The sequence below is a fragment of the Bacillus sp. LK2 genome, from assembly GCF_001043575.1.
In the GTDB taxonomy this organism is placed as follows: Bacteria; Bacillota; Bacilli; order Bacillales; family Bacillaceae_G; genus Bacillus_A; species Bacillus_A paramycoides.
This window is the reverse complement of record NZ_LDUK01000013.1, coordinates 43,913-67,860: the sequence shown is the minus strand read 5'-3', so window position 1 is coordinate 67,860 and position 23,948 is coordinate 43,913. Positions and strand designations below refer to the sequence as shown.

The window sequence follows — 23,948 nt, the reverse complement described above, 5'->3', positions numbered from 1 at the left end:
GCCACCCTTTAACAGAATGGCGTACTTTCCAACTTAATTTTTAATAACCTCTTTAGTTAAACTCTTCGCTTTCTCCAAAGCTTTTTCAATTTGTTCAAAGCCTGTTCCACCAGCACTGTTACGGCGCTTTACAGCTGCATACGGTGAAAGAACTTCATATAAATCTTCCTCAAATAACGGACTCATTTCTTTATATGTTTCAAGTGGTACATCTAATAAATAGATTCCTTTTTGTGTGCAATGTAGAACTAACTTCCCAACAATTTCATGAGCTTGACGGAATGGCAGTCCCTTGCTTGCTAAATAGTCAGCAATTTCTGTTGCGTTAGAGAAATCTTGCGTCACAGCTTGCCCCATTTTTTCTTTGTTTACAGTCATCGTTTCAAGCATGCCCGCCATAATATGAAGGCATCCTTCTACTGTTTTCACTGTATCAAACATTCCTTCTTTATCTTCTTGTAAGTCTTTATTGTAAGCAAGCGGCAATCCTTTCATTACAGTAAGTAAGCTAAATAAATTGCCATATACTCTGCCTGTTTTACCGCGAATGAGCTCAGCCATATCGGGATTTTTCTTTTGCGGCATAATACTACTTCCTGTCGCGTATTGGTCGCTCATTTCAATAAATTGAAACTCTTGACTACTCCATAAAATAAGTTCTTCGCAAAAGCGTGATAAGTGCATCATGAGCATAGATGAGTTACTTAAAAACTCCAGTATGAAATCACGATCACTTACCGCATCTAAACTATTTTCATAGATTCCATTAAATCCAAGAAGCTCCGCACTATATTCTCGGTCAATCGGGAATGTTGTACCAGCTAGCGCTCCTGCTCCTAATGGTGAAATGTTAATACGCTTTAACGAATCTTCATAACGATTCACATCGCGCTCTAACATCCAAAAGTAAGCAAGAATATGGTGAGCAAATGAAATCGGCTGTGCACGTTGCAAGTGCGTATATCCAGGCATAATTGTTTCAATGTTATTTTCCGCTTGATGAACAAGAACAGTTTGCAATTGTTTGGTAGCTTTTATAATATGTTCTACTTTTTCTTTTAAATATAAGTGCATATCTGTCGCCACTTGATCGTTACGACTTCGGCCTGTATGAAGTTTTCCTCCTACTTCGCCAATTTGTTCAATTAACATTTTTTCAATGTTTAAGTGAATATCTTCTGCTTCTACCGAGAATTGGAGTTTATTCTCTTTTGCTTCTTTTAATAAATACTGAAGCCCTATCTTTATTCTCTCTGCTTCTTCTTTCGTAACGATGCCTTGTTTTGCTAGCATTGTTACGTGTGCAATACTCCCATTTATATCTTGATTTACTAATTGTTGGTCGAAGGAGATGGATGCTCCAAACTCTTCAACCCATGCTTCCGCTTCTTCTGTAAAACGTCCGCCCCAAAGTTTGCTCACGCTTCCACCTTCTTTTGATTCACTTGACTATATACTTTCGTAGGTAAACCGAATAATGAAATGAATCCAACTGCTGCATCATGATTAAATTCATCATCGACAGTATACGTTGCTAATTTTTCATCGTATAAAGAGTATTCAGACTTACGCCCTTCTACAATTGCATGACCTTTAAATAATTTCACACGCACTGTACCTGTTACATGTTTTTGCGTTTCTTGTAAGAAAGCATTGAGTGCTTGTTTTAAAGGTGAGAACCATAAGCCGTTATAAATTAATTCTGTTAGTTTTTGCTCAATCATCGGTTTGAAATGAGCAACCTCTTTCACAAGTGTTAAATCTTCAAGTTCTTTATGCGCTGTTATTAATGTCATTGCTGCTGGGCATTCATATACTTCACGAGATTTAATACCGACAAGGCGATTTTCTACATGGTCGATACGTCCCACGCCATGTTTTCCAGCAAGTGCATTTAACGTTTTAATTAATTCTGAAAGTGAATATGCAGTGCCGTTTAAAGTCGTCGGTACTCCTGCTTCAAATCCGATTTCTACAAACTCTGGTTTATTCGGTGTATCTTCTAATGCCAATGTCATCTCGTATGCATCTTCTGGTGGCGCTGCCCATGGATCTTCTAAAATTCCACATTCGTTGCTGCGTCCCCATAAATTTTGATCGATTGAAAATGGGCTATCTAAATTAATTGGAATTGGTACATCATTTTCTTTTGCATATGCAATTTCTTCTTCACGTGACCATTTCCATTCACGTACAGGCGCAATCACTTCTAAATATGGATTCAATGCTTGAATAGAAACTTCAAAACGAACTTGGTCATTTCCTTTCCCTGTACATCCGTGTGCAACTGCAGTTGCACCTTCTTGTTCTGCGATTTCTACTAATTTCTTCGCAATAAGTGGACGAGACAATGCCGAAACGAGAGGATATTTCCCTTCATACAACGTATGGGCCTGTAATGCCATCAATGCATATTCATTCGCGAATTCTTCTTGAACATCAATCATATACGATTTAATTGCTCCTACTGAAAGTGCTTTTTCTTTTACAAATGCTAAGTCTTTACCTTCCCCTAAATCTAAACAAAGCGCGATAATATCATAATTCTTCTCTTGTAACCATTTAATTGCAACGGAAGTATCAAGACCTCCGGAATATGCTAACACAACTTTTTTCTTCTCCATTTTGCATCCCCCTAAAGAATAAATATTCATTTTCTTTTATAATAATTCAAACTTTAACACCTTTTATAAAATGTATCAAGGGGCATTTTCAATTTTTTTCAAACAATTTCGTCGAACTTCTTTCTGTTTTTATGTACAATATAAGCAGGAAAATGGGGGTGAACTTATGGAAAAGTATTTCTTATACGATGAACATCTAGGAATTGAAATTCCGCATTTACAAGAAGACTGGGAAGACATCCCCGAAAAAATGCAACATGCTATTTTACTAAGATGGGAACAAGTTCGCGGGAAAATTCCTGATCGCATAAAAGAACTCGAACACTATATTAATGCAAAACAACATCATTTAAATAACGAGGAAGACTTCGAAATTTCTTGCAAACTTAATTCAGAAATTGCCGATCTCGCTTCCATCATTAATGATCTTTGGCTTTGGTATCGTCTTACCCAAAATGTATCTGAGGGAAAAGCACACCAATGAAAAAAGCATGCCCCTCAATTACTTTGGGTCATGCTTTTTTGTCGTAACACGATTTACAATATATTTCTTGCGCTGTTTTTGCTAAACATACATCAAACGGGCCAACTAATATACTTCTTTCTTTCGGCAACTTCACAAAAGCAACAAGCTCTTCTTCGTATTCAATCTTTTTCTGACATGAAACACATTGTAATTCTTTTCTTTTAAACATGTCTTTTAGCATATCTCCACTCTCCCTTTCATCTATCTATATCAATATAATCTCATAACAATTAAAATTTGTAAAAAAATGACACATCCCAAAGTGAATTATTCATATACTATGTACAAAAGAAGGCCTCAAACTTATGCGAGCTTTCATTATTATCGCTTTAACTTTTTTAAGTGTGATTAGCTGGGATGCATTTTTTAAAGATAAAAGTGATAAGAACAATACCACTGAATAAAAACCCATCTTTTCTTACTTATTGGACAAACTTTAAAAACTGTCCAATCTTACGGAATAGCTTAGGCTTTTCTACAAAAATATTTAAACATAACAATTTTTGTAGATTCCCTCCGTTTATTGTCGGTTTCCATCCGCATACATTTTTTGAAAGTATGATATAATAATATAAATCTTGAAGGAAGGGATTTTGATATCATGATCGCTCGAAGGAGCATGTGGCATCGTATTGACGAATCATACACGTAGCGTATTTTTCAGCTCAGATACTTTAGTCTAGCGAAAAAAATACGAGAGTGGGGAAATTATGATTGCCCGAAGGATAATTTGGCAAAAAAAAGACTCTTCTTACACATAGCGTTTTGTTTAGGACTTAATTGTTACTAGCTAAACAAAACAAAGAAGAGCAGGATTGCTAAATGACGAATCCTACTCCACGTTTTGTTTAGTCGTTTTAAGACTTAAACTAAAACGAAGGTAGGGAGAATTGATGGACGAGAGGATTATTCGTTATTTCTTCAGCGACATATAGCGTAGTTAGTTTTTTCGTAAACTAACTGAAAGCTACATGTGAGCTCGTAGTTAGTTTACAACACAAAAAGGACTACTAACTACGGAAAGAAGGAATAACGATGAGGAACATCCAAAGTCGACAAATTATTAAAGAAATTTTTATGGTTTTAATCGGTTCATTTATTTTAGCAGCAGCGCTATATCACATTCACTTCCAAAACCACTTAACAGAAGGTGGCTTTGTAGGTATTGCACTATTCATCCAAAATTTTTATGATATTTCACCATCTATTTCAACTGTAATAATGGACATCCCAATTATTTTACTATGCGCTTCATTTTTAGGTAGAAAAATGGTTGGCTATTCATTCTTAGGTTCAATTTCATTCGGAGTATTTTATTCCCTTATGGAAAATTATTCTCCTTTTACGGTAGACTTATCAAATAATTTATTTATAGCTGCAATAGTTGGCGGTGCGTTAGCTGGTATTGGACTCGGTTTTATATTGCGATTTGGCGGTGCAACCGGTGGAGACGATATTTTGACAATTGTATTAAGTAAACGAACTCGTTTTACAATTGGGCAAATTTTCTTCGTCTTTGACGCGATTGTTCTTGCGCTTTCATTATATTATTTAAATTGGACAGAAATCGCTTTTACTATTCTTTCGATTGCCGTGCAGGCAAAAACATTGGATTTAATTTACTATCCAAAAGCAGAAAAGAAAGCAGAAAAGAAACCAGTATCTATTCCAATGTCCAAAAAACATGCGACAAACTAAAAAGCGAAAGGCTTCGGCCTCTCGCTTTTTTTCATGCTCTCTTTTCTTTTTCTAATATGTAGCGTACTTGATAAAACTTATTTGCAAATTCAGTAACATTCCTCGTTAAGCGATAGTTCACTGTAGAGCCAATTGCCATTCCGAGTACAGGAATACCTTGGAATAATTTACGACGAAGAGCATAAATCGAAAATGTCTTCAAAATTTGTTTTAACACAACCTCAGTAGAAGCTGGCTTTAACACTTCTTCGTCTCCTTCATAAAAGAATGAATCTTCTTGCTCGAGTTCTCTCAGTAAATTGTACCATGCATATTGCTGAAGTCTTGCTGGTAATAATGCTGCATGGAATACTTTCAACGCGAGCATCATTTCATACGGCTTGTTCGCATCATGCCCAAATGATGTCGCAATAAGTTGTACAGCCTTCACATTTAATGCAATCATAACCGGAAAATCAGCCGTTAATAATAATAGACCGCCAGCACCTGTTGCCCCGCCTTGTACGAATGAATATAGACGATGGCGTGCTGTTTGCTGCTCTGCTATGTATGTTAATTGATCAATAGATAACGCCTTCAAATCTTCAAGTTGCTCAATTGATTCATCAAATAATCTCGATGTTCCTAAAATACGATTACGTGCATCTAACTGTGATTGCGAACTTTGAATGAGTGCATGCAAATGAAAGAGCCATCCATCTGCTTTCGCAAAGAAATCTTTTCGTTTTTTCTCAGGCAGTTTCGTAATTGTAGTATGCAACCACTTATCAAACATTTTTTGAAAATCAGTCGCTTCTTGCTCTACTAATTGCCCTTCCCACTCTTTTATATTTTCTAAAATGGCTTGTTCTCGCTTCGATCGCATCGCAACAACCACCTCGTTCGATTTTTTTCTATTGTAACATATTTCCGCTTATTCTTTACAATTAGCTCAACCAATTGAATAAAAAGGTGATTTTCTCCATATTTCAAATTATAATTATCCACATATTAATGAATAAGGGGCGATCACATACATGTATCCACGTGCAAAGGCCTTCGGTATTGTAATACGGGATAATTTCCTTCTCGTACAAGAGTATAGCACGGCCGATGAAACCTATTACCGACCTCTTGGTGGATCAATTGAACTCGGAGAAAAATCGGCTGAAACAGTCATTCGGGAGTTTAAAGAAGAACTTCATACAGAAGTGGAAATTATCGATTATTTAGGTTGCTTGGAAAACATTTTTCATGCAGATGATGAAATTGCTCATGAGATTATTCAACTATATACAATCCGCCTTTTAAATACATCACTACATACAACAGAAATATTCCCCATATATGATGAACAAACATCTTCCTATGCAAAATGGATCCCCATCACTGCATTCATTCAGAAGGAAAAAGTGCTATATCCGGATGGAATCATAAAATATATCCAAAAGAAAAAAGACGAAATCCTTTAGGATCTCGTCTTTTTTCATGCATATATTAGCCAATATTTCCAAGACGTAATACGTCACGAGCGATCATAACTTCTTCGTCAGTTGGAATTACGATAATTTTTACTGGAGAGTGTGGGAAGCTGATGAATGCTTCTTCACCAAATACGTTATTACGTTTTGCATCGAAGTATACGCCCATGTACTCAAGGCCTTCTAATACGCGCTCACGAATAACTGCACTGTTTTCACCGATACCAGCTGTGAAGATGATTGCGTCTACACCTTTCATACGAGCTGTGTAAGAACCGATGTATTTGTGGATACGGCTTACGAATACATCAAGTGCTACTTTCGCACGGTGGTCGCCTTCTTCTTCTTTAGAAATGATGTCACGTAGGTCACTAGAGTAACCAGTAAGACCTAACATACCACTCTTCTTGTTTAATACGTTAACTACTTCTTCTACTGTTTGGCCTGTTTTTTCCATGATGTATGGAATTAACGCAGGGTCAATGTTACCAGAACGTGTACCCATTGTTACACCAGCAAGTGGAGTGAAGCCCATAGAAGTATCGATAGACTTACCGCCTTCTACTGCTGCGATACTTGCACCGTTACCTAAGTGACAAGAAAGTAGGCTTAAGCTTTCAAGTGGACGACCTAATAATTCAGCTGCACGCTCAGTTACATATTTATGAGAAGTTCCGTGGAAACCGTATTTACGGATGCCGAATTTCTCATAGTACTCATATGGTAAGCTGTATAGGAATGCAGATTCCGGCATTGTTTGGTGGAATGCTGTATCGAATACTGCTACTGCTGGTACGTTTGGTAATACTTCTTGGAACGCTTTAATACCAACAAGGTTTGCTGGGTTGTGAAGTGGTGCTAAATCGCTTAATTCTTCGATATCAGCTAATACTTCATCATTAATTAAAACAGAATCAGCAAATTTTTCGCCGCCGTGTACAACACGGTGACCGATACCGCCAATCTCATCAAGAGATTTTACGATTCCGTTTTCAGTTAATTTGTTAAGAAGCATATTAACTGCTACTGCGTGATCTGGAATATTTGTAATTTCTTTTTGCTTTTCGCCATTTACAGTAATTGTGAAGACACTATCTTCTAAACCGATACGTTCTACTAAACCTTTTGTTAATACTGTTTCACTTGGCATTTCAAATAATTGGAATTTTAAGGAAGAGCTTCCTGCGTTAATCGCGATGATTTTTGACATCTAGTCTTTCGCCCCTTTTTCTCTTGGTAGTTGTGTGGATCATTCCACAAACCGCTCGATTTTATCTAATTAAATTCACTCACTATGAAAACGTTTCATCATCAGTAAATTTTATACTCACGATTTTAATTTAAACATCGTCCGACATATATTTCAAGTGAAAAAATTGTAACACCAAGAAAAAAAATATATTACAGATTTCAAAAAAATTCAGTTAAATCTTGTATACATTAAAAAATATTATATATCATATACAACTGTACTATATTAAATACTAACCCTGTTACATATATACTGTATTATTTATGTGCTGCAAACCAAGTATTTAATTGATCCATAATATCCTCCATAGCCTTCATGTTAGAGAATTTAGGTAATTCCACTAGTAGTGCCTGTTTCGGCATTGTTACACTCTGGCCTTTCTTTTGGAGAACAAATATACTTTTTGCATTTTTCTCGTTTTTAAACATGGAAACAGGTAGCTGTAACAACCCTTGAATAAAACATGTTTCTTTAATAAACGCATGTAGTTTTGGCGCCTGATCACTTTCAAAAATGAAGTTTGGTACTAAGAAGAATAAATACCCGCCTTCTTTCGTATGTTTCACACTTTGTTCAATAAATAAGTGATGCGCATATGACATTCCTTCATCTGCTTTTAATGCATATTCACTTGCACCGATTTCATTTGGATAGTAACCAATTGGTAAATCTGAAACAACTGCATCAACCGGATCGATATAAAGTGGTGCTAGTCCATCTTGATGGAAGAATTCGATTGCATGCTTTTGTAAATTCGCATTTACTAAAGCAAGTTTGATTAGCACTTCATCCACTTCTACACCAAATCCACTCATTGCTAGTTCTTCTTTGGCACTATTAAACACTGTAGTCATTAAGTTACCTGTTCCAATTGCAGGGTCTAAAACAGTAATTTCTTTTTGACCTTGCATAAATTTATGGAATAAGTAGCTCATGAACATTCCAACTGCATCAGGCGTCATTTCGTGATTCGCTTGCACGCCTTCTTTCATTCCTTTTAAAATGGCTAGCTGAAATGCTTTACGAATTTCTTCACCTTTATATGTTTCTTCATTAAACGTACTATATTCACGATTCAACCTTTCAATTGTTGATTCGGATAATTCCTCTTGTAAAATCGCTCCTTCAAACAAGTTATCCCCTGTTTCTACAAGCGCCTCTAAATATGTTACATCTAATTCTTTACGTAAAACTACCGTAGAAGAATCAAAAATAGAAAATAATGTTTCTACTGTCTGACTCACGTACATTCCTCCTTCTCTCATTTACACATAACTTATATCATACCACAAAGTGATTTTTTCCAAAAAGAAAAAGCGACCTCTTGTAAAGAGCTCCCCTTCAAGTTGTTTATGATGTAACGTCTTTTCTCATATATTGGTTCAGTTAACAATACATGAGAAAAGACGACCTCTTCTAAAGTAAAACTTTAGTTAGAGGTCGTCTTCTTTTACATTACTTCGCAGCTTTTGCTGCTTCTAATGCTGCTTCATAGTTTGGATGGCTTGTACCTTCGCTTACGTATTCTACGTAAACTACTTTGTCATTGCTATCTACTACGAATACTGCACGAGCAAGTAAACGAAGTTCTTTCATTACTAAGCCGTAAGCTTCACCGAATGAAAGGTCACGGTGGTCAGAAAGTGTCGCAACATTTTCTAAACCGTTAGCTGCACACCAGCGTTTTTGAGCGAATGGTAAATCAACGCTAATTGTTAATACTTTCGCATTTTCAATACCTGCTGCATCTTGGTTAAAACGACGAGTTTGTGCATCACATACACCTGTGTCGATTGAAGGTACAACACTAATTAATTTCACTTCACCTTTGTATGTTTCTAAACTTACTGGAGATAAGTCATTTGCTAATACTTGGAAGTTTGGCGCTTGGTCGCCAACTTTAACTTCTGTTCCAACTAAAGTAATTGGGTTACCTTTAAAAGTTACGTTTGCCACTTAAAAATCCTCCCTTATTTAAACAAAATATGTACAATGTAAATGATAGTTTGTCCCTATCGATAATGCAAATAAAATCGCTTCATTTACAAAAAAATAAAGAAGCTAATCCATTGATTAGCTTCTTTACTCATTAAATTTGAAATTCTGGATCATCTTCTTTTCGTTTATCCATCATTTCTTTCACTTTATCAACAGCTTGTGGCGCTAATTCAATTATTTTGTCAATAACATGTGTTTGTTTATCTAAATGTAAAACTTTCACACCTTCTCCATTTATAACGAGAAAGGCAACTGGATTAATGGAAACTCCACCACCGCTACCTCCTCCAAATGGATGACGACCAGAATGTTCTACTTTTCCAAATTCACTTCCACCAGCAGCAAATCCAAAACTTACTTTTGAAACGGTAAGAATTACACTTCCATCTGCCGCTTTAATTGGATCACCAACAATTGTATTTACATCAGTCATTTGTTTTAAATGCTGCATTGCGGTTGTCATTAAACCTTGAATTGGATGGTCCATTCTATATCCCCCCTATGCTTGAACAGATTTATCTGCCATACCAGACTTTTGCTTTCTCATAAACATGAGTAGTTTTACCCCTGTTTTCACAGTACGAAATATATGAAAGGAAGCCGTTAATTCACATCTTGATGCAAATCCCTTCCCTTGAAAAACAGGTGTAATTTCAAATTCTGGTACGTCGACAATATGCATATATTGTCCTACAACTCCAGCAGCCATTCCTTTTGTCCCCCATGCATATCCAGTGACAATTCCAGTACTAGCTGCGTCGCCTGCTCCAATTTGTGAATGCCATTTCCAACTATTGATTTTCACTCGTTTGAGAAAATCTTTAAGAATAGTATGAACTTCTTGAAGCTTTTTTATCAGTTCTCCAATGCTATCAAGTTGTGCCATAATTTTATTATCTATTCCGCCATCTTTTTCAGCCTTTTCGATTTTCTGCCCTGTCTTTTTCTGCTGTTTTTCAATTCTTTCCAATACATCAAACGTATATCGAATCATCCATATTTTCACTTGAAATAAACACTGTTTTTCCATTTCTGAATATAAAAACGTCACCTTAAGCGTTATTTTCGATAGTAGTATTAGCAAAATAAAAAGGAGAAGAATTATCATTCCAATTACGAGCCATTTCATTCGTACCATCCTTTCACTCCATACCCATTATCGACAAGTTTATTCATCATTAAACAACCTTTTATAAAATTGAATATAAAAATTTTTCTAAAAATAAAAAGGAATTTTGACATTTTATATCGAAATATACTATTTGAGCATATCATTCAGAATACACTCTCATGATATGCAGCACTAAGATTAGAAAATTTGACTGCAGTGGAGGGATACATAATGGCAGATCGTCGCAATTTATTTTTCTTTTATGGTGATGACAAAGTAACGCTCGTTGAAAAAATGAAACCAATATATCGTATTTTAGAGGAGAATGGATTTACCATATTAGATCATCCAAAAAATGCAAACGCTATCGTCAGCGTTGGAGATGATGGAACTTTCTTACAAGCCGTTCGCAAAACCGGTTTTAGAGAAGATTGCTTATACGCAGGTATTTCGACGAAAGATGAAATTTCTTTCTACTGCGATTTCCACATTGACCACGTTGATACAGCCCTTCAAGAAATTACAAAAAACGAAATTGAAGTGCGAAAATATCCAACAATTAAAGTAGATGTAGATCACGGCACATCTTTCCATTGTTTAAATGAATTCTCATTACGCTCTAGCATCATTAAAACATTTGTCGTAGATGTACACGTCGACGATTTACATTTCCAAACATTTAGAGGTGATGGATTAGTTATCTCCACACCAACAGGAAGTACCGCTTATAATAAATCATTACATGGTGCAGTTGTCGATCCACTTATCCCATGTTTCCAAGTAAGCGAACTAGCTTCTTTAAATAACAACACATACCGTACACTCGGATCACCGTTTCTTTTAAATCACGAACGTACGTTAACTTTAAAACTTAGACCAGATGGAAATGATTATCCTGTTATCGGAATGGATAACGAGGCACTTAGCATTAAACAAGTGGAGAAAGCTGTTGTTCGATTAAGCGATAAACAAATTAAAACTGTTAAATTAAAAAATAATTCCTTCTGGCAAAAAGTACAGAGAACGTTTTTATAGTAATAAAATAACCCTCGAATTATGGAAATCCCATAATTCGAGGGTTATTTATTTCCCCCGCTATTGGCGCACATCCTCATATCATTGTCAGTTTTTATCGGTAAATCGATATATTTCGAAAATCGCTAATATACTTTCACACATCTTTTCTATACACAATCTCCCCATCAATGACGGTCATTTCTGCTTGTACTTCTTTTATTTCTTCTGCCTCAATTTCAAATATGTTGCGATCTAATATCGTAAAGTCTGCTTCATATCCTCTTGCGATTTGCCCCCGCTTCGCTTCTTTGCCAATTGCGTATGCACTTCCTGTCGTAAACAAAGAAACTGCCTCATATACCGTTAACTTTTCTTCTGGCATATAGCATACGCCGTCAATAAAGCTTCGACGTGTAACAGCACTATATATGCCTAAAAACGGATTTACTTGTTCAATTGGAGCATCAGATCCTCCGTTACAATGTAATCCCGCATCGAGTAACGTCTTCCAAGCGTATGTATAACGGAGGCGATGTTCTCCTAGTTTTTCAATAACTGATGGAAAATCCGACGATACAAAGACAGGCTGGATATCAATAATTGCTTGCAAACTCTTCATTCTTTCAATTAAGTCTTCACGAGCAAGCTGGCAATGAATAATACGGTCACGTAATCCTTCTGCTGGTGGATATAATTCAAGCGCATCAATGACATATTCAAGCGATAAATCACCGATTGTATGAATCGCAACCGGCATTTGTAAATCACGAGCTTTTTTCACTAACTCTGCAAGCTCTTCACGTGAAAAAATGGCAACTCCATTCGTTTCCTTCGCATCTTCGTACGGTTCGCTTAATAAAGCCGTTCTTCCGCCAAAAGAGCCGTCAGAAAAAATTTTCATCGCTCCAAATTCAATATAATGCTTATTTTCATATTCGTTTCGTTCATTCGCTACTTCATGATGGACGAGTAAATGTGCTTTAAATGGCATTTCGTTTATAACATACGAAAACGCATTGTACGTTTTTTGAAAGCCACCATAATAATTTAAGTCTTCCGTATGTCCGCCAACTAACCCGTATTGCCAGCAGTCTGAAATAGCTGTTTGTAACGCGCTTTGCAAATACACTCCATCTATTTCAGGCTGAACATGTTTAATTAACTCTTGTCCTTGCTCATATAGAAGTCCTGTTAACTTATTAGACGCATCACGACCAATTTTCCCGCCTTTCGGGTCTTGTGTCGCTTCTGTTATGTTCGCTTGTTCCAATATGTATGAATTCACCCATGTAACGTGACGACAAACGCGCTTTAATAAAATCGGATGCTCTTTAGAAATCTCATCTAAATCACGTATATGAACATGCTTTGTATCTGTAAAATTATTTTCATTCCAGCCTTCCCCGATAATCCATGTTCCTTGTGGAGCTTCTTCTACTCGCTTCTGAACAAGAATAAGCACTTCGCTATAAGATGTACAATTTGATAAATCTAAACGGAGCAACCTCTCTCCATGCCCAATAAGATGCATATGGCTATCAACGAGCCCCGGAATCATTGTTTTTCCTTCTAAGTCATACAACTTCTCCGCAGAATATCGATTTTCTAACTCTTCCTTACTCCCGATATCAGCAATCATGCCGTTTTCAACGTAAATAGCTTCCGCTTTTTCATTTTCTTCTCTCATCGTGTAAATGGTGCCGCCATACCAAATTTCTCCCATATACTCATCCCCTTTTTCCTTTAGTCTAAATTAAAGTGTATAAAAAAAGCACCATTCCGATTAAAAATGGTGCTTTTCCAAAAATTAATTTTGTTCAGTAGGATTCGTTGTAATTTGCCATTCAATACTAAATTTATCTTTTACTTGTCCGTATGCTGGGCTCCAGAAAGTTTCTTGAAGTGGCATTAAAACTTCGCCACCTTCTTGTAACTTATCAAATACTTCTTTTGCTTTTTCTGCATTACTAATTCGAATTGCAATCGTTACTTGAGATCCAATCGCATGCCCTTTACCTGGGAATGTATCAGAAATCATAAGTTCCGTATTACCAATTTTTAAATGAGCATGTGCAACGCGCTCTTTTGCTTCAGCTGGAATCGGGTATTCTGGATTTTCAGGCATGTCACCAAAAGTTTGCATTACTTCTACTTTTGCATCTAATGCCTCTTTATAAAACTGTACAGCTTCTTGCCCACTACCATCTAAAACTAAGTACGGATTGATACCTAAAATCATACGGACACCTCTTTTTTAAGTTTTTAAAACAGAACTTGTGTTCGCTTTTATAATATCATACGTTTTACATCTTATTCAACTATTTACCCCTTCATTTTCGAAATTATTTTGAAGGAAGCTCCATCTCTTGTTTTCTAAGTTCAATACGGCGAATTTTTCCAGAAATCGTTTTTGGTAGTTCATCTACAAATTCAATTTTGCGAGGGTATTTATATGGTGCAGTCAGTTCTTTGACGTGTTCTTGAAGCACTGGAATTAATGTTTCTTCGTTCTCTTGTATATTCTCTCTTAATACGATAAATGCCTTCACGACACTTCCGCGAATTTCATCTGGACTTGCGACAACAGCACATTCTCTTACGTATGGATGTTTTACAAGTGCATCTTCTACTTCAAACGGTCCGATTGTATAACCAGAGCTAATAATGATATCATCTCCGCGTCCTTCAAACCAAAAATAGCCGTCTTCATCTTTTTTCGCTTTGTCACCGGTAATATAATAATCGCCGCGGAATTGCATCGCTGTGCGCTCATCGTCTTTATAATATTGTTTAAAGAGTGCTGGTGTTTCAATATGAACCGCAATATCACCAACTTCTCCTACCTGTACTGGAATTCCTTCCTCATTTACGATATCAACATGGTTTCCTGGCGTCGGTTTTCCCATTGACCCTGGTCTAATGTCCATTCCTTTCATTATACCAACAAGTAACGTGTTTTCCGTTTGCCCATAACCGTCTCTTACTGTAATATCGAAATGCCTTTGGAACGTTTCAATAACTTCCCTGTTTAACGGTTCACCTGCTGATACAGCGCTATGTAACGCCTCTAAATTGTACTCACTTAAGTTTTCTACCTTTGCCATTAATCTATACTCAGTCGGCGTACAACAAAGCACATTCACCTTGTTATCACCTAATAAATTCAAATACGTTTTCGGTTCAAATTTACCGTGATATACAAATCCTGTTGCACCTGAACCGAGAGTCGCTAAAAACGGGCTCCAAATCCACTTTTGCCAACCTGGACTAGCCGTTGCCCATACAACATCATTTTCTTCAATTCCAAGCCAGTTTGGAGCGCTTGTACGTAAATGTGCGTATGCCCATGCATGCGTATGAACAACACCTTTTGGATTTCCTGTCGTCCCTGACGTATAAGATAAAAAGACCATATCTTCTTTATCTGTCTTCGCTATTTCTAGCATGTCACTTTCTGTTTCTAACGCTGTTTTTAAGTTTGTCCATCCATCTACTGATCGCTCGCTCAGAACGAATTTTTGAAGAGAGTCCATCGCCTCTACCTCGTCAAATTGTCCAATATACGGTTCGTAGCTGACGATTGCCTTCACTTCCCCGTGCCCAATACGATACTCAATATCTTTTTTACGCAACATTTCTGAGCTTGGAATAACGACAAATCCTGCTTTAATCGCAGCGATATACGTCATGTAAGCTTCAATTAAGCGCGGCATCATAATAAGGAGCTTGTCCCCTTTTTGCAAGCCACTTTTTATAAAAGCGTTTCCAATTTTATTCGCACCTTGCATTAGTTCAAAATATGTAACCTCTCGTCTATTTCCTTTATCATCTTGCCAAATTAAAGCAAGCTTCTCTTTATCGCCTGTATATTTCTCTATTTCCGAAACTAAATTATAAGACGGTGGCGCCAACAATTCCTCTCTCTTCATAAACATCCTCCTTTATTTCTATGCCTCCCTTATATAATAAAGAATTTTCTGTAAATTTTGAACCCTCTTCTTTTGACAAATTTTTCAGTTTTGCTGAATTGGTAAATGAAACTATATCGACAGTTTCTCAAATATATCGACGTAAAACTAAATATATCAACGTTCGACAGGTGATATCGACTTACCGACAAAAAGCGACACAACAAAAAAGAAAGAGCGGGAAAACCCGCTCTTTCTAAGCCATCGTATATGGGATTATTTTTGGAAACCGCCTAATTGTTGCTCAGCTAGTGAAACTAGACGTTTAGTGATTTCGCCACCAACAGAACCGTTAGCGCGAGATGTTGAATCAGCTCCAAGTTGAACACCAAACTCTTGAGCGATTTCGTATTTCATTTGATCTAATGCTGCTTGAGCACCAGACACTGCTAATTTATTTGTGCTTGCCATGTTGTATCACCTCCTTGTGAGTATAGAGTGTGATAAACAACATGACTTCATACATATTTTAGATATGGTAATTTATGGTTTTAGAAAAGTTCTTCGAATTTTTCTTCTTCCGCCGCTACTTCTACCGTTTGTAATACCATTTGTTCTGTGTTTGCTACAGCTTCTTCAATTAACGGCGTGAAATCGTATTTCGCTTCAAAACGATTTGCTTTCTCACGCTTCGGTTTCGTCGCTGGGCTTGCTGGTGTGAATACTGTACAGCAGTCTTCGTATGGACGAATTGAAATATCATATGTGCCAATTTCTTCAGCGATTTTAATAATTTCTAATTTATCCATCGTAATAAGCGGGCGAATAACAGGATAGTTTGTCACTTCGTTAATCGTATGCATACTATCTAACGTTTGGCTCGCTACTTGTCCAAGACTTTCACCAGTCGTAATTGCAAGTGCATTACGCTCCTCTGCGATACGCTCTGTAATACGCATCATCATACGACGCATAACCGTCATAGAATAGCTAGATGGAATTTCTTTATTAATTGTTTTTTGCACTTCAGTAAACGGAACAAGGTGAAGTGTTACACGTTTACAGTATTTCGTTAACTCTTGTGCTAAATCGATTACTTTTTGTTTCGCGCGCTCACTTGTGAAAGGTGGACTATGGAAGTGAACTGCCTCCACAGATACGCCGCGTTTCATCGTTAAGTAAGCTGCTACCGGGCTATCGATACCACCAGAAAGAAGTACCATTACTTTTCCGCCAACGCCAACTGGTAAACCGCCAGCTCCCATGCGCTCATCACACATAATATAGCTGTAACCACTGCGAATTTCTACACGTACATTCACATCTGGATTATGAACGTCTACTGTGATATCCTCTGTATTTTCTAAAATGTGCCCACCGATTTCTGGAAGTAACTCCATCGTCTTCATTGGGAAGCGCTTATCAGAACGGTGCACTGTAATTTTAAATGTTTTCACATCGTCTTTTACTTGTAAGAAAGCTGCTAGTGCACCTTTTTTAATATCTTCTAATTCTGATGGTACTTTCATCGCTAAGTTAAACTTATGAATACCGAATACATCTTTCAATCTTTCAGAAATTGCTTCATGATCTTCACCGTTTAATTGGATGTACATACGGTCATGTGTTGCATCGATTTTAATGTTTGGGAATTTTTTTAATTTGAATTTCACATTATCTCTTAACGTACTTACAAATTTAGAGCGGTTCTTACCTTTAGTCGTCATCTCTCCGTAACGAACTAAAATATATTCATATGTCATCATATTTCTTTACCTCATCACTTCATATAATTTTGGCATTGTCTCTTTAACAATACCTTCAAATTGTTTTACTTCTTCCATCGTGTTTTCCGGTGCTAGACTAATGCGAATCGCACTTGCAGCTGCGGCGTGCGGTACTCCCATTGACACTAGTACTCGGCTCACTTCATTTGCTTTTGAAGAACAAGCAGACTTCGTCGATACATATACACCATGCTCTTCTAAAGCATGAACGACTACTTCTGGTTTTAAACCAACAAATGATACGTTTAAAATGTGCGGTGCCGCATATTCAAGTGACGTATTAATCGTTACATCTTCCATCTCTTTAAAGAAACGGACCAGCTCTGTTTGTAAATTTTGCAAATGAACTACCTTTTCTTTCACTTGTTCCATCGTCATACGAAGTGCTTTCACCATCGCTACAATACCAGGTAAGTTTTCTGTACCTGAGCGATACTTGAGCTCTTGTTGACCACCCGATAAGATTGGATCTAATCTTACACCATCACGTACATAAAGAAGTCCTGTTCCCTTTACACTGTGAAATTTATGCCCAGATATTGAACAAAGATCAATATGAGAAGCGTATAAATCAAGTGGTACTTTTCCTATCCCTTGTACATGGTCCACGTGAAATCTTATTTTCGGATAATTCGATAATAACGTTCCAATTTCAGCAACGGGCTGAATTGCTCCCGTCTCGTTGTTCACGTGAATAATCGACACAAGAATCGTATCTTCACGAAGCGCTCGTTTTACATCTTCTACCGATACAACACCATGCTCGTTAACCGGTAAATATGTTACATCAAAACCGAGATCTTCTAATTGTTTATATGCCTCAAACACAGACGCGTGTTCAATATTTGTTGTAATGATATGTTTGCCGCGCGAACGATTCCTCATCGCTATCCCTTTAATCGCAAGGTTATTCCCTTCCGTTCCACCTGATGTGAAAATAATTTCAGAAGGTTTAACGTGAAGGAGCTGTGCTGCAATCGTTCTCGATTGAGTTAATAGACGCTCTGCCTCTCCTCCAAGCGAATGAATAGAAGAAGGATTACCAAAATATTTCCCTGCAACCGTTACGTACGATTGAAGAGCTTCTGGATATGGCTTCGTCGTCGCACTATTATCAAAATAGATCATCGTTCTTCCCCTTTCAGCCCTATCACATCATATAATCATATCACAAATACGTGTAATTACGCTAAGACTACTCAAAGGTTCCGTTTTTATATAAAAGTGTACAGTTTTCCCCGCTATTTGCAGGCAGCCTGATTCGTGAAGATTAACAATTAGTGGTGGATGAATCCCCATCACTTATGATTTCACTTTATTTTGAAACGAACAACCTTACTATATTCCGCTATTCATTATAGCAACATCATCTTCAAAATTACACAAAAAAACAAACCCTTTATTAAAGGGTTTGTTCATTGTCTACATATTCAGCTATTTTTTGAACAACGCCAGGTTCAAGCTGCTCTAATACAGAAGCTGCTTGCTCTAAAGCTGCATCGTATTGATATTCACGGAACAACTTCTCCGCATAATCTAAACTTTGCGCAAGTTCCACATCATGACTGCGGTAACGATTACCATATTGAATTAATTTTTCAACTAAATACGCTTGTCCAATTAACTCTTCCGTCATTTCAGATACACCATTCACAGTTGTATATGCTTCTTCTAAACTGCTATTTACAGCATTCATATTTAACGGTTTTACTTCTAATTGCTCATATACAGCTTGCATTGCCATTTGCCCTCTTTGTAAATCTTCCATAATGCTCTCTGGAAGACCTGGCAAATTCGACTTTTGCATAAAGCGTTTCGTTTCTAAAATGGTATTTCGCATTTCTTGTAACTTTTCACGTGCTTCAAATTCTTCTTTACGCATCGTTTGTAGCATTTCCTTATATTCTTCATGAAGTACTTTTAAAGTTTCACATTGCTCATAAATCTCTTCTAGTTCCTCACGAATAATAGAGAATGCAATATCTTGCTCAGCAACTCGTAATTGCAATACTTCAAAACGTTTCAATAAAATATGCATTTGTTTTTCAATTACTTTTTGCGACTCAATATCTTTATCTTGTAATTGATAACTTTGTTTCACAAGTTGTGTTTCTGTTTTCGTTTCAATTGTTCCTATGCGAATTTCTTCTAAATCTTCATAAACAGAAAGTGTTTTTTGCTCCACATAATGTTTCGCATGCACTTCTTGTTCAAGTTGGTCATAAAAACCATCTAAACGAGTTTTTAAGTTTTCTACTTTTTCAGCTGCTTCCGTTATATGAAGCTCCTGTATATCCATTAAACATGTTTGTAGTTGTGTCGTCATATCACGGACTTCTTTAGGGATTTCCAAATACTCTAATACATAGCCTTGACTTACCATATCGTTATGGCCGTACAATAAATCTTCCAGCTGAACTGGTAATGTCGCTTGACACTCTACCAATAAATCCGGAATTTGGTGAATAATAATTTCTAAACTTGCTAAACCTTCTTCTAAACTAATAACAATTTCTCTCGCTTTTAAATAATCGCCATTATCTGTTGCTTCTTCAAAGCTTTTAAATTTATTAGATTCAGCATCTAGCATCTCTTCAATTCTTTGCTCAGCTGCTCCATACATATGTCGATGAGCAAGAACACTTTTCTTCATACTACGATATGTATCACGTAACCCTTCAATTTCCGAACTATTTTTCTCATGGCTTTCTAACAGTTGCTGTAATTCATTTAAAATATCAGTAATACGATTATCAGCGTCATCTAAACCACTTATGGATTCTTTCATCGCATGCTTTGCTTTTCGGAAGGAGAATTGCGAGGCGAATTTTCGCGCTTGCCCTAAATCTTTTTCAGCTTTCGGAAGAGTTGTTGATACAATTTCATCCCACTCTTCACGCCATTTACCAAACAGTTCTTCTGTTTGACCTGTCATATTTAAGTCTTTCACCCGTTTTAGTTCATCTGCCACAGGTTTATCTTTTATTTCTTGTTTCCACTGCTCCAGTGCTTCAATATCTTTATATGAACGATTTCTTATCACAAGCTCTATCATGAGCAGCACTAGAATAGAGCTTACTACAATGATAACGATCGTCAGGATAGAATCCATGCAAAAAAGCCTCCTAGTTATATCTCTTTTTTTGTCCGTTCCGTTTATGAAATGGAAGGCATTATGTATAAAAAGGGAATTCCCCTATATTTAACAACTAACAATGTACTAATCATACCATGTAATGGCGTGTTTTTGACCTAGTTTTTTTTAAAATTTCATGTTTCTTTAAATGTAATTGTAATCTTTCTCAACATTCCGTTTACTTCACCCTCTATCCTCAAATGAACGCGATAACAAGCACTCTTCCATATGAGATACGAAATAAATTTTTCGCAATAGTGATGGTTCTACAAAAATTGCATGCACATTACCTTGCATTACTGCTTGCTGTACAGCTATTTCTGGAAGCAACGTTATACCAAGTCCAGCTCCTACCATCGCAAGCATAGGTTCTGCATAAGAGGTTTCAACTGCAATTATCGGTTTCGCGCCCATACCTTGAAACATATTCATAATCATTTTCCTTACATCACATATTTCTGGGTATACAATTAACTTTTCATTTTGCAATTCTTCCATTCGAATTACCGTTTTCTCTTTATACGGATGATCATTTGAAACAGCACAAACAATTTTTTCTTCCCGAATTTCTTTTATAGACGTAGCGCCTTCTACTACTGAATCAATGAACATCGCTTCAATCTTCCGCTCTTTAAATAATTCCATTAATACTTTCGTATGCTCGATTTGCCACTCTACTTCATATACATCGCCTAATATGTCTGTACACTTTGATATGTAATGAGCCGCTAAACTCGGTAATATACCTATTGAGATTTTCCGCTTCTCTTGAAATTCCTTCATTTCCGTTTTCACTTCATTTATTTGTTCCAAAATCGATGACATTCTTTTTATAAATAACTCTCCAGCTTTTGTTAATTCTACCCCTTGAGCGGAACGTTTTAATAAAGTAACCTCTAAGTCAGCTTCTAATCTTTGAATTTGTTTACTAAGCGCTGGTTGTGAAATATGTAAAAGTTTACTCGCTTTCGATAAACTTCGCGTTTTCTTTACTTCAATAAACGATCGTACTGCCTCCAAATCCATCATACACACCTCTAACAAAAAGTTATAACCGCCATAAAAAATCTATATTTCCTCTTAGAAAGATTCAATCTTTATACTTATTTTATCAACTTACTATAACGAAATGTAAAGGAGAATGATACTCTTGGACAAAAAACAAATACTACTCGGATCCCTTCTATGCTTACTCGCTGTAACGGCTTGGGGATTTATGTTCCCTGTAATGGCAAATGCCCTGCAATTTATAGATCCATTCTTCTTCACAACTATCCGCTATGGATCAGCAGCTATTATTTTCCTTATTCTGCTCTTAATCATCGAGGGGAAGAATTCGCTCCGCTTAGAAAAACGAACATTTTCGTTATTCTTTTATGGAACAGTCGGTTTCGCAGGGTATGGATTTCTCGTTTTCTACGGACAACAACTTGCCGGACCTTCCGGAGCAATCCATGCAGCTATGATTCAGTCTCTTATGCCACTAATTGCTCTATCATTGCAATGGATAACTAAAAATAAACGCCCACAACACTACACATTTCTTTGTATGTTCGTTGCATTATTCGGTGTTATGCTTGTCATTTCAAAAGGAAACATTCACTTATTATTCGGAACCGCAAGTCACTTATCAACAAATATATTTATGTTATGCGGCGTTACTTGCTGGGTAATTTACACGAACGGCGGTGCTAATTTCAAGTCTTGGTCACCACTTAGATACACAACATTAACTTGTTTATTCGGCTCTATTTCACTCGTTGTAATCGTTACTGCATTAACAAACGCAAATATAGTCGCTGTACCGTCACTACATACAATTATGAGCGTTCGTTTTGAGCTCTTTTATATGTCAATTATTGCGGGCGTTATCGCTGTATTTTGCTGGAACACGGGAAATCGATACATTTCATCTATTAACGGCATATTATTTATGAATTTAGTTCCTGTGCTTGCACTTATCGGTTCTATATTTCGAGGTTATACAATCGACAACATAGAAATTGTCGGAGCAGCATTAACAATTATTGCGCTATTATGCAACAATTTATGGCAAAGAAAACAAGATATAAAAATCCCCACCTCAGTTCGTTAGGTGGGGGTTTTTCACATATGAACAGCTCTTGGCAATTCATAGTACATATTCGTTGTATACAATGTTCGTTCCATCCATTGCTCAATTTCTTTCGTGTACATTTCTAAGAAAAATGTCTCTGACGGAAAAGAGTGTAGTACTTCTGATATATATTGCGGATATAAAAACGGCATATTCATCATGCCTTTTAATTGCGTCATAAACATTGTAAAAGATACCTTTTTAAATTCTTTCTTCATTTGTCCTTGTTTAATAATTTGCTCTATATAATATCTTTCTCTAGAAAAATAAACGGTCATCACTTCACGAATTAATGTCGTATCAAGCGAAAGCTCTCTATAAAAAAAACGTGTCAGTTCCCTATTATCAAATTGATATCGTAAAATCCCGCGCACCATTTGCACTATCGCATCTTTAGCCGATAAATATTCTCTCTGTTCAAATGATGTTTCAATTACGTGAATATATCCTTCTAAAAAATCAGTAATAAGCTGTTCTAATAGGCCTTGCTTTCCAGCAAAATAATATGAAATATTCGCTACATTCACATCCGCTCGCTTTGCAATGTCTCGCACCGACGTTCCATCATAACCTTTCGTATTAAACAACGATATTGCCGCATCAATTACCTTTTGTTTCGTCTGCTTCATGCGCTCACTTCCTCTCACTGAACAGCTATAGTTTAAATTTCTTGACTTTTAAGACAAATTCCTTTAATTTTCTATCGACAAAGTCATGTGAAATGCATCGTATTTTGCTAGCATTTTACATATCTCGATAAAAAGGGAGTTGTTTCCATGTTTACAAAAGAAAGTTATGCAGGATCTCGTGAGCAGCAATATGAGACAGTAATTAAACAACTGGATGCATTATTAACTGGCGAACCGAACGTAGTCGCAAACTTATCAAATGCGTCCGCACTATTAAATCAATTTTTAGATCGCGTTAATTGGGTTGGCTTTTATGTAACAGAAGGAAATCAGCTTGTTCTTGGACCATTCCAAGGAATGCCCGCTTGCGTACGTATTCCTTTCGGACGCGGTGTTTGCGGCGCGGCAGCTGAAACAAAAACAACGCAACTTGTAGCAGACGTTCACCAATTCCCAGGACATATCGCTTGCGATAGTGCCTCTAATTCGGAAATCGTTGTACCGATTATGAAAGAAGGAACTGTCATTGGTGTACTTGATATTGATAGTCCTGAAAAAAATCGTTTCGATGAAGTAGATCAGCACTATTTAGAAAAGTTTGTGGAAACACTCCTAAAACATATGTAAAAAAGAAAAGAGTGAGTTATCAATTACGTACGTAATGTACGAAACCGATAGCTCACTCT

The 23,948-nt window shown here is 36.7% G+C and carries 24 protein-coding genes; 6 read left to right on the top strand and 18 right to left on the bottom strand.

Features of this window, described 5'->3' with window-relative positions; genetic code table 11:
* Window positions 1–33: 33 nt before the first annotated feature.
* Together argH and VK90_RS09020 are read right to left on the bottom strand one after the other, a co-directional pair.
* Window positions 34–1,422 (bottom strand): argininosuccinate lyase, encoded by a 1,389-nt coding sequence (argH, locus tag VK90_RS09025; RefSeq protein ID WP_002173753.1) that lies wholly within the window; start codon window positions 1,420–1,422, stop codon window positions 34–36.
* Complete coding sequence (locus tag VK90_RS09020) at window positions 1,419–2,624, bottom strand: argininosuccinate synthase (protein WP_002173754.1); 1,206 nt, start codon at window positions 2,622–2,624, stop codon at window positions 1,419–1,421. The genes argH and VK90_RS09020 overlap by 4 nt, the downstream gene beginning before the upstream one ends.
* Window positions 2,625–2,790: 166 nt before the next feature.
* Between VK90_RS09020 and VK90_RS09015 the strand changes: the two genes are divergently transcribed.
* Window positions 2,791–3,108 (top strand): hypothetical protein, encoded by a 318-nt coding sequence (locus tag VK90_RS09015; RefSeq protein ID WP_048372179.1) that lies wholly within the window; start codon window positions 2,791–2,793, stop codon window positions 3,106–3,108.
* Window positions 3,109–3,136: 28 nt separating this feature from the next.
* Here the strand turns inward: VK90_RS09015 and VK90_RS09010 are convergent, their stop codons facing one another.
* Entirely contained in the window at window positions 3,137–3,331 is a 195-nt protein-coding gene (locus VK90_RS09010; RefSeq protein ID WP_048372177.1) for a hypothetical protein, read from the bottom strand.
* Between the two features lie 854 nt (window positions 3,332–4,185).
* Between VK90_RS09010 and VK90_RS09005 the strand changes: the two genes are divergently transcribed.
* Window positions 4,186–4,848, top strand: a complete 663-nt coding sequence (locus tag VK90_RS09005; RefSeq protein WP_048372175.1) for a YitT family protein — start codon at window positions 4,186–4,188, stop codon at window positions 4,846–4,848.
* A gap of 31 nt (window positions 4,849–4,879) precedes the next feature.
* On the opposite strand, the gene VK90_RS09000 is transcribed toward VK90_RS09005, so the two are convergent.
* Entirely contained in the window at window positions 4,880–5,713 is an 834-nt protein-coding gene (locus tag VK90_RS09000; protein ID WP_048372173.1) for an EcsC family protein, read from the bottom strand.
* Window positions 5,714–5,864: 151 nt separating this feature from the next.
* On the opposite strand from VK90_RS09000, the gene VK90_RS08995 reads away from it, so the two are divergent.
* The gene (locus VK90_RS08995) at window positions 5,865–6,299 is read left to right on the top strand and encodes an NUDIX hydrolase (protein WP_048372171.1); all 435 of its coding nucleotides are present in this window, start codon (window positions 5,865–5,867) and stop codon (window positions 6,297–6,299) included.
* Between the two features lie 25 nt (window positions 6,300–6,324).
* Here VK90_RS08995 and ackA read toward each other — a convergent pair whose 3' ends face one another.
* From ackA to VK90_RS08970, 5 genes are all read right to left on the bottom strand, one after another.
* Window positions 6,325–7,518: an acetate kinase gene (gene ackA / locus VK90_RS08990; protein WP_048372169.1), complete on the bottom strand. Its 1,194-nt coding sequence runs from the start codon at window positions 7,516–7,518 to the stop codon at window positions 6,325–6,327.
* Between the two features lie 299 nt (window positions 7,519–7,817).
* The gene (locus tag VK90_RS08985; protein ID WP_048372166.1) at window positions 7,818–8,804 is read right to left on the bottom strand and encodes a class I SAM-dependent methyltransferase; all 987 of its coding nucleotides are present in this window, start codon (window positions 8,802–8,804) and stop codon (window positions 7,818–7,820) included.
* A gap of 211 nt (window positions 8,805–9,015) precedes the next feature.
* Complete coding sequence (gene tpx / locus VK90_RS08980) at window positions 9,016–9,516, bottom strand: thiol peroxidase (RefSeq protein ID WP_042980312.1); 501 nt, start codon at window positions 9,514–9,516, stop codon at window positions 9,016–9,018.
* Between the two features lie 133 nt (window positions 9,517–9,649).
* A complete protein-coding gene (gene ytfJ, locus VK90_RS08975) occupies window positions 9,650–10,045 on the bottom strand; it encodes a GerW family sporulation protein (protein WP_000350005.1) in 396 nt (131 codons plus the stop codon).
* Window positions 10,046–10,057: 12 nt separating this feature from the next.
* Window positions 10,058–10,696 carry a DUF2953 domain-containing protein gene (locus VK90_RS08970; RefSeq protein ID WP_025147596.1) on the bottom strand — a complete coding sequence of 213 codons (639 nt, stop codon included), beginning with the start codon at window positions 10,694–10,696 and terminating at the stop codon, window positions 10,058–10,060.
* A 204-nt stretch (window positions 10,697–10,900) separates the two neighbouring features.
* On the opposite strand from VK90_RS08970, the gene VK90_RS08965 reads away from it, so the two are divergent.
* A complete protein-coding gene (locus tag VK90_RS08965) occupies window positions 10,901–11,704 on the top strand; it encodes an NAD kinase (RefSeq protein WP_048372164.1) in 804 nt (267 codons plus the stop codon).
* Window positions 11,705–11,840: 136 nt separating this feature from the next.
* Here the strand turns inward: VK90_RS08965 and VK90_RS08960 are convergent, their stop codons facing one another.
* From VK90_RS08960 to VK90_RS08925, 8 genes are all read right to left on the bottom strand, one after another.
* Window positions 11,841–13,409 (bottom strand): amidohydrolase, encoded by a 1,569-nt coding sequence (locus VK90_RS08960; protein ID WP_048372162.1) that lies wholly within the window; start codon window positions 13,407–13,409, stop codon window positions 11,841–11,843.
* 84 nt (window positions 13,410–13,493) lie between these two features.
* Complete coding sequence (locus VK90_RS08955) at window positions 13,494–13,925, bottom strand: VOC family protein (RefSeq protein WP_048372159.1); 432 nt, start codon at window positions 13,923–13,925, stop codon at window positions 13,494–13,496.
* A 103-nt stretch (window positions 13,926–14,028) separates the two neighbouring features.
* Window positions 14,029–15,615, bottom strand: coding sequence for an acyl-CoA synthetase MbcS (gene mbcS / locus VK90_RS08950; protein WP_048372157.1), 1,587 nt, complete (start codon window positions 15,613–15,615; stop codon window positions 14,029–14,031).
* 255 nt (window positions 15,616–15,870) lie between these two features.
* Complete coding sequence (locus tag VK90_RS08945; RefSeq protein ID WP_002173769.1) at window positions 15,871–16,065, bottom strand: alpha/beta-type small acid-soluble spore protein; 195 nt, start codon at window positions 16,063–16,065, stop codon at window positions 15,871–15,873.
* An 80-nt stretch (window positions 16,066–16,145) separates the two neighbouring features.
* Window positions 16,146–17,360, bottom strand: coding sequence for a tRNA uracil 4-sulfurtransferase ThiI (thiI, locus tag VK90_RS08940; protein ID WP_048372155.1), 1,215 nt, complete (start codon window positions 17,358–17,360; stop codon window positions 16,146–16,148).
* A 6-nt stretch (window positions 17,361–17,366) separates the two neighbouring features.
* Window positions 17,367–18,509 (bottom strand): cysteine desulfurase family protein, encoded by a 1,143-nt coding sequence (locus VK90_RS08935; protein WP_048372153.1) that lies wholly within the window; start codon window positions 18,507–18,509, stop codon window positions 17,367–17,369.
* Between the two features lie 274 nt (window positions 18,510–18,783).
* Window positions 18,784–20,493, bottom strand: a complete 1,710-nt coding sequence (gene ezrA / locus VK90_RS08930) for a septation ring formation regulator EzrA (protein ID WP_048372151.1) — start codon at window positions 20,491–20,493, stop codon at window positions 18,784–18,786.
* Window positions 20,494–20,700: 207 nt separating this feature from the next.
* Window positions 20,701–21,546 (bottom strand): LysR family transcriptional regulator, encoded by an 846-nt coding sequence (locus VK90_RS08925; RefSeq protein WP_048372149.1) that lies wholly within the window; start codon window positions 21,544–21,546, stop codon window positions 20,701–20,703.
* 121 nt (window positions 21,547–21,667) lie between these two features.
* On the opposite strand from VK90_RS08925, the gene VK90_RS08920 reads away from it, so the two are divergent.
* Window positions 21,668–22,612 (top strand): DMT family transporter, encoded by a 945-nt coding sequence (locus VK90_RS08920; RefSeq protein ID WP_048372146.1) that lies wholly within the window; start codon window positions 21,668–21,670, stop codon window positions 22,610–22,612.
* 11 nt (window positions 22,613–22,623) lie between these two features.
* Here the strand turns inward: VK90_RS08920 and refZ are convergent, their stop codons facing one another.
* A complete protein-coding gene (gene refZ / locus VK90_RS08915) occupies window positions 22,624–23,262 on the bottom strand; it encodes a forespore capture DNA-binding protein RefZ (RefSeq protein WP_025147606.1) in 639 nt (212 codons plus the stop codon).
* A gap of 147 nt (window positions 23,263–23,409) precedes the next feature.
* On the opposite strand from refZ, the gene VK90_RS08910 reads away from it, so the two are divergent.
* A complete protein-coding gene (locus VK90_RS08910; RefSeq protein ID WP_002173777.1) occupies window positions 23,410–23,889 on the top strand; it encodes a GAF domain-containing protein in 480 nt (159 codons plus the stop codon).
* The last annotated feature ends 59 nt before the right edge of the window (window positions 23,890–23,948 follow it).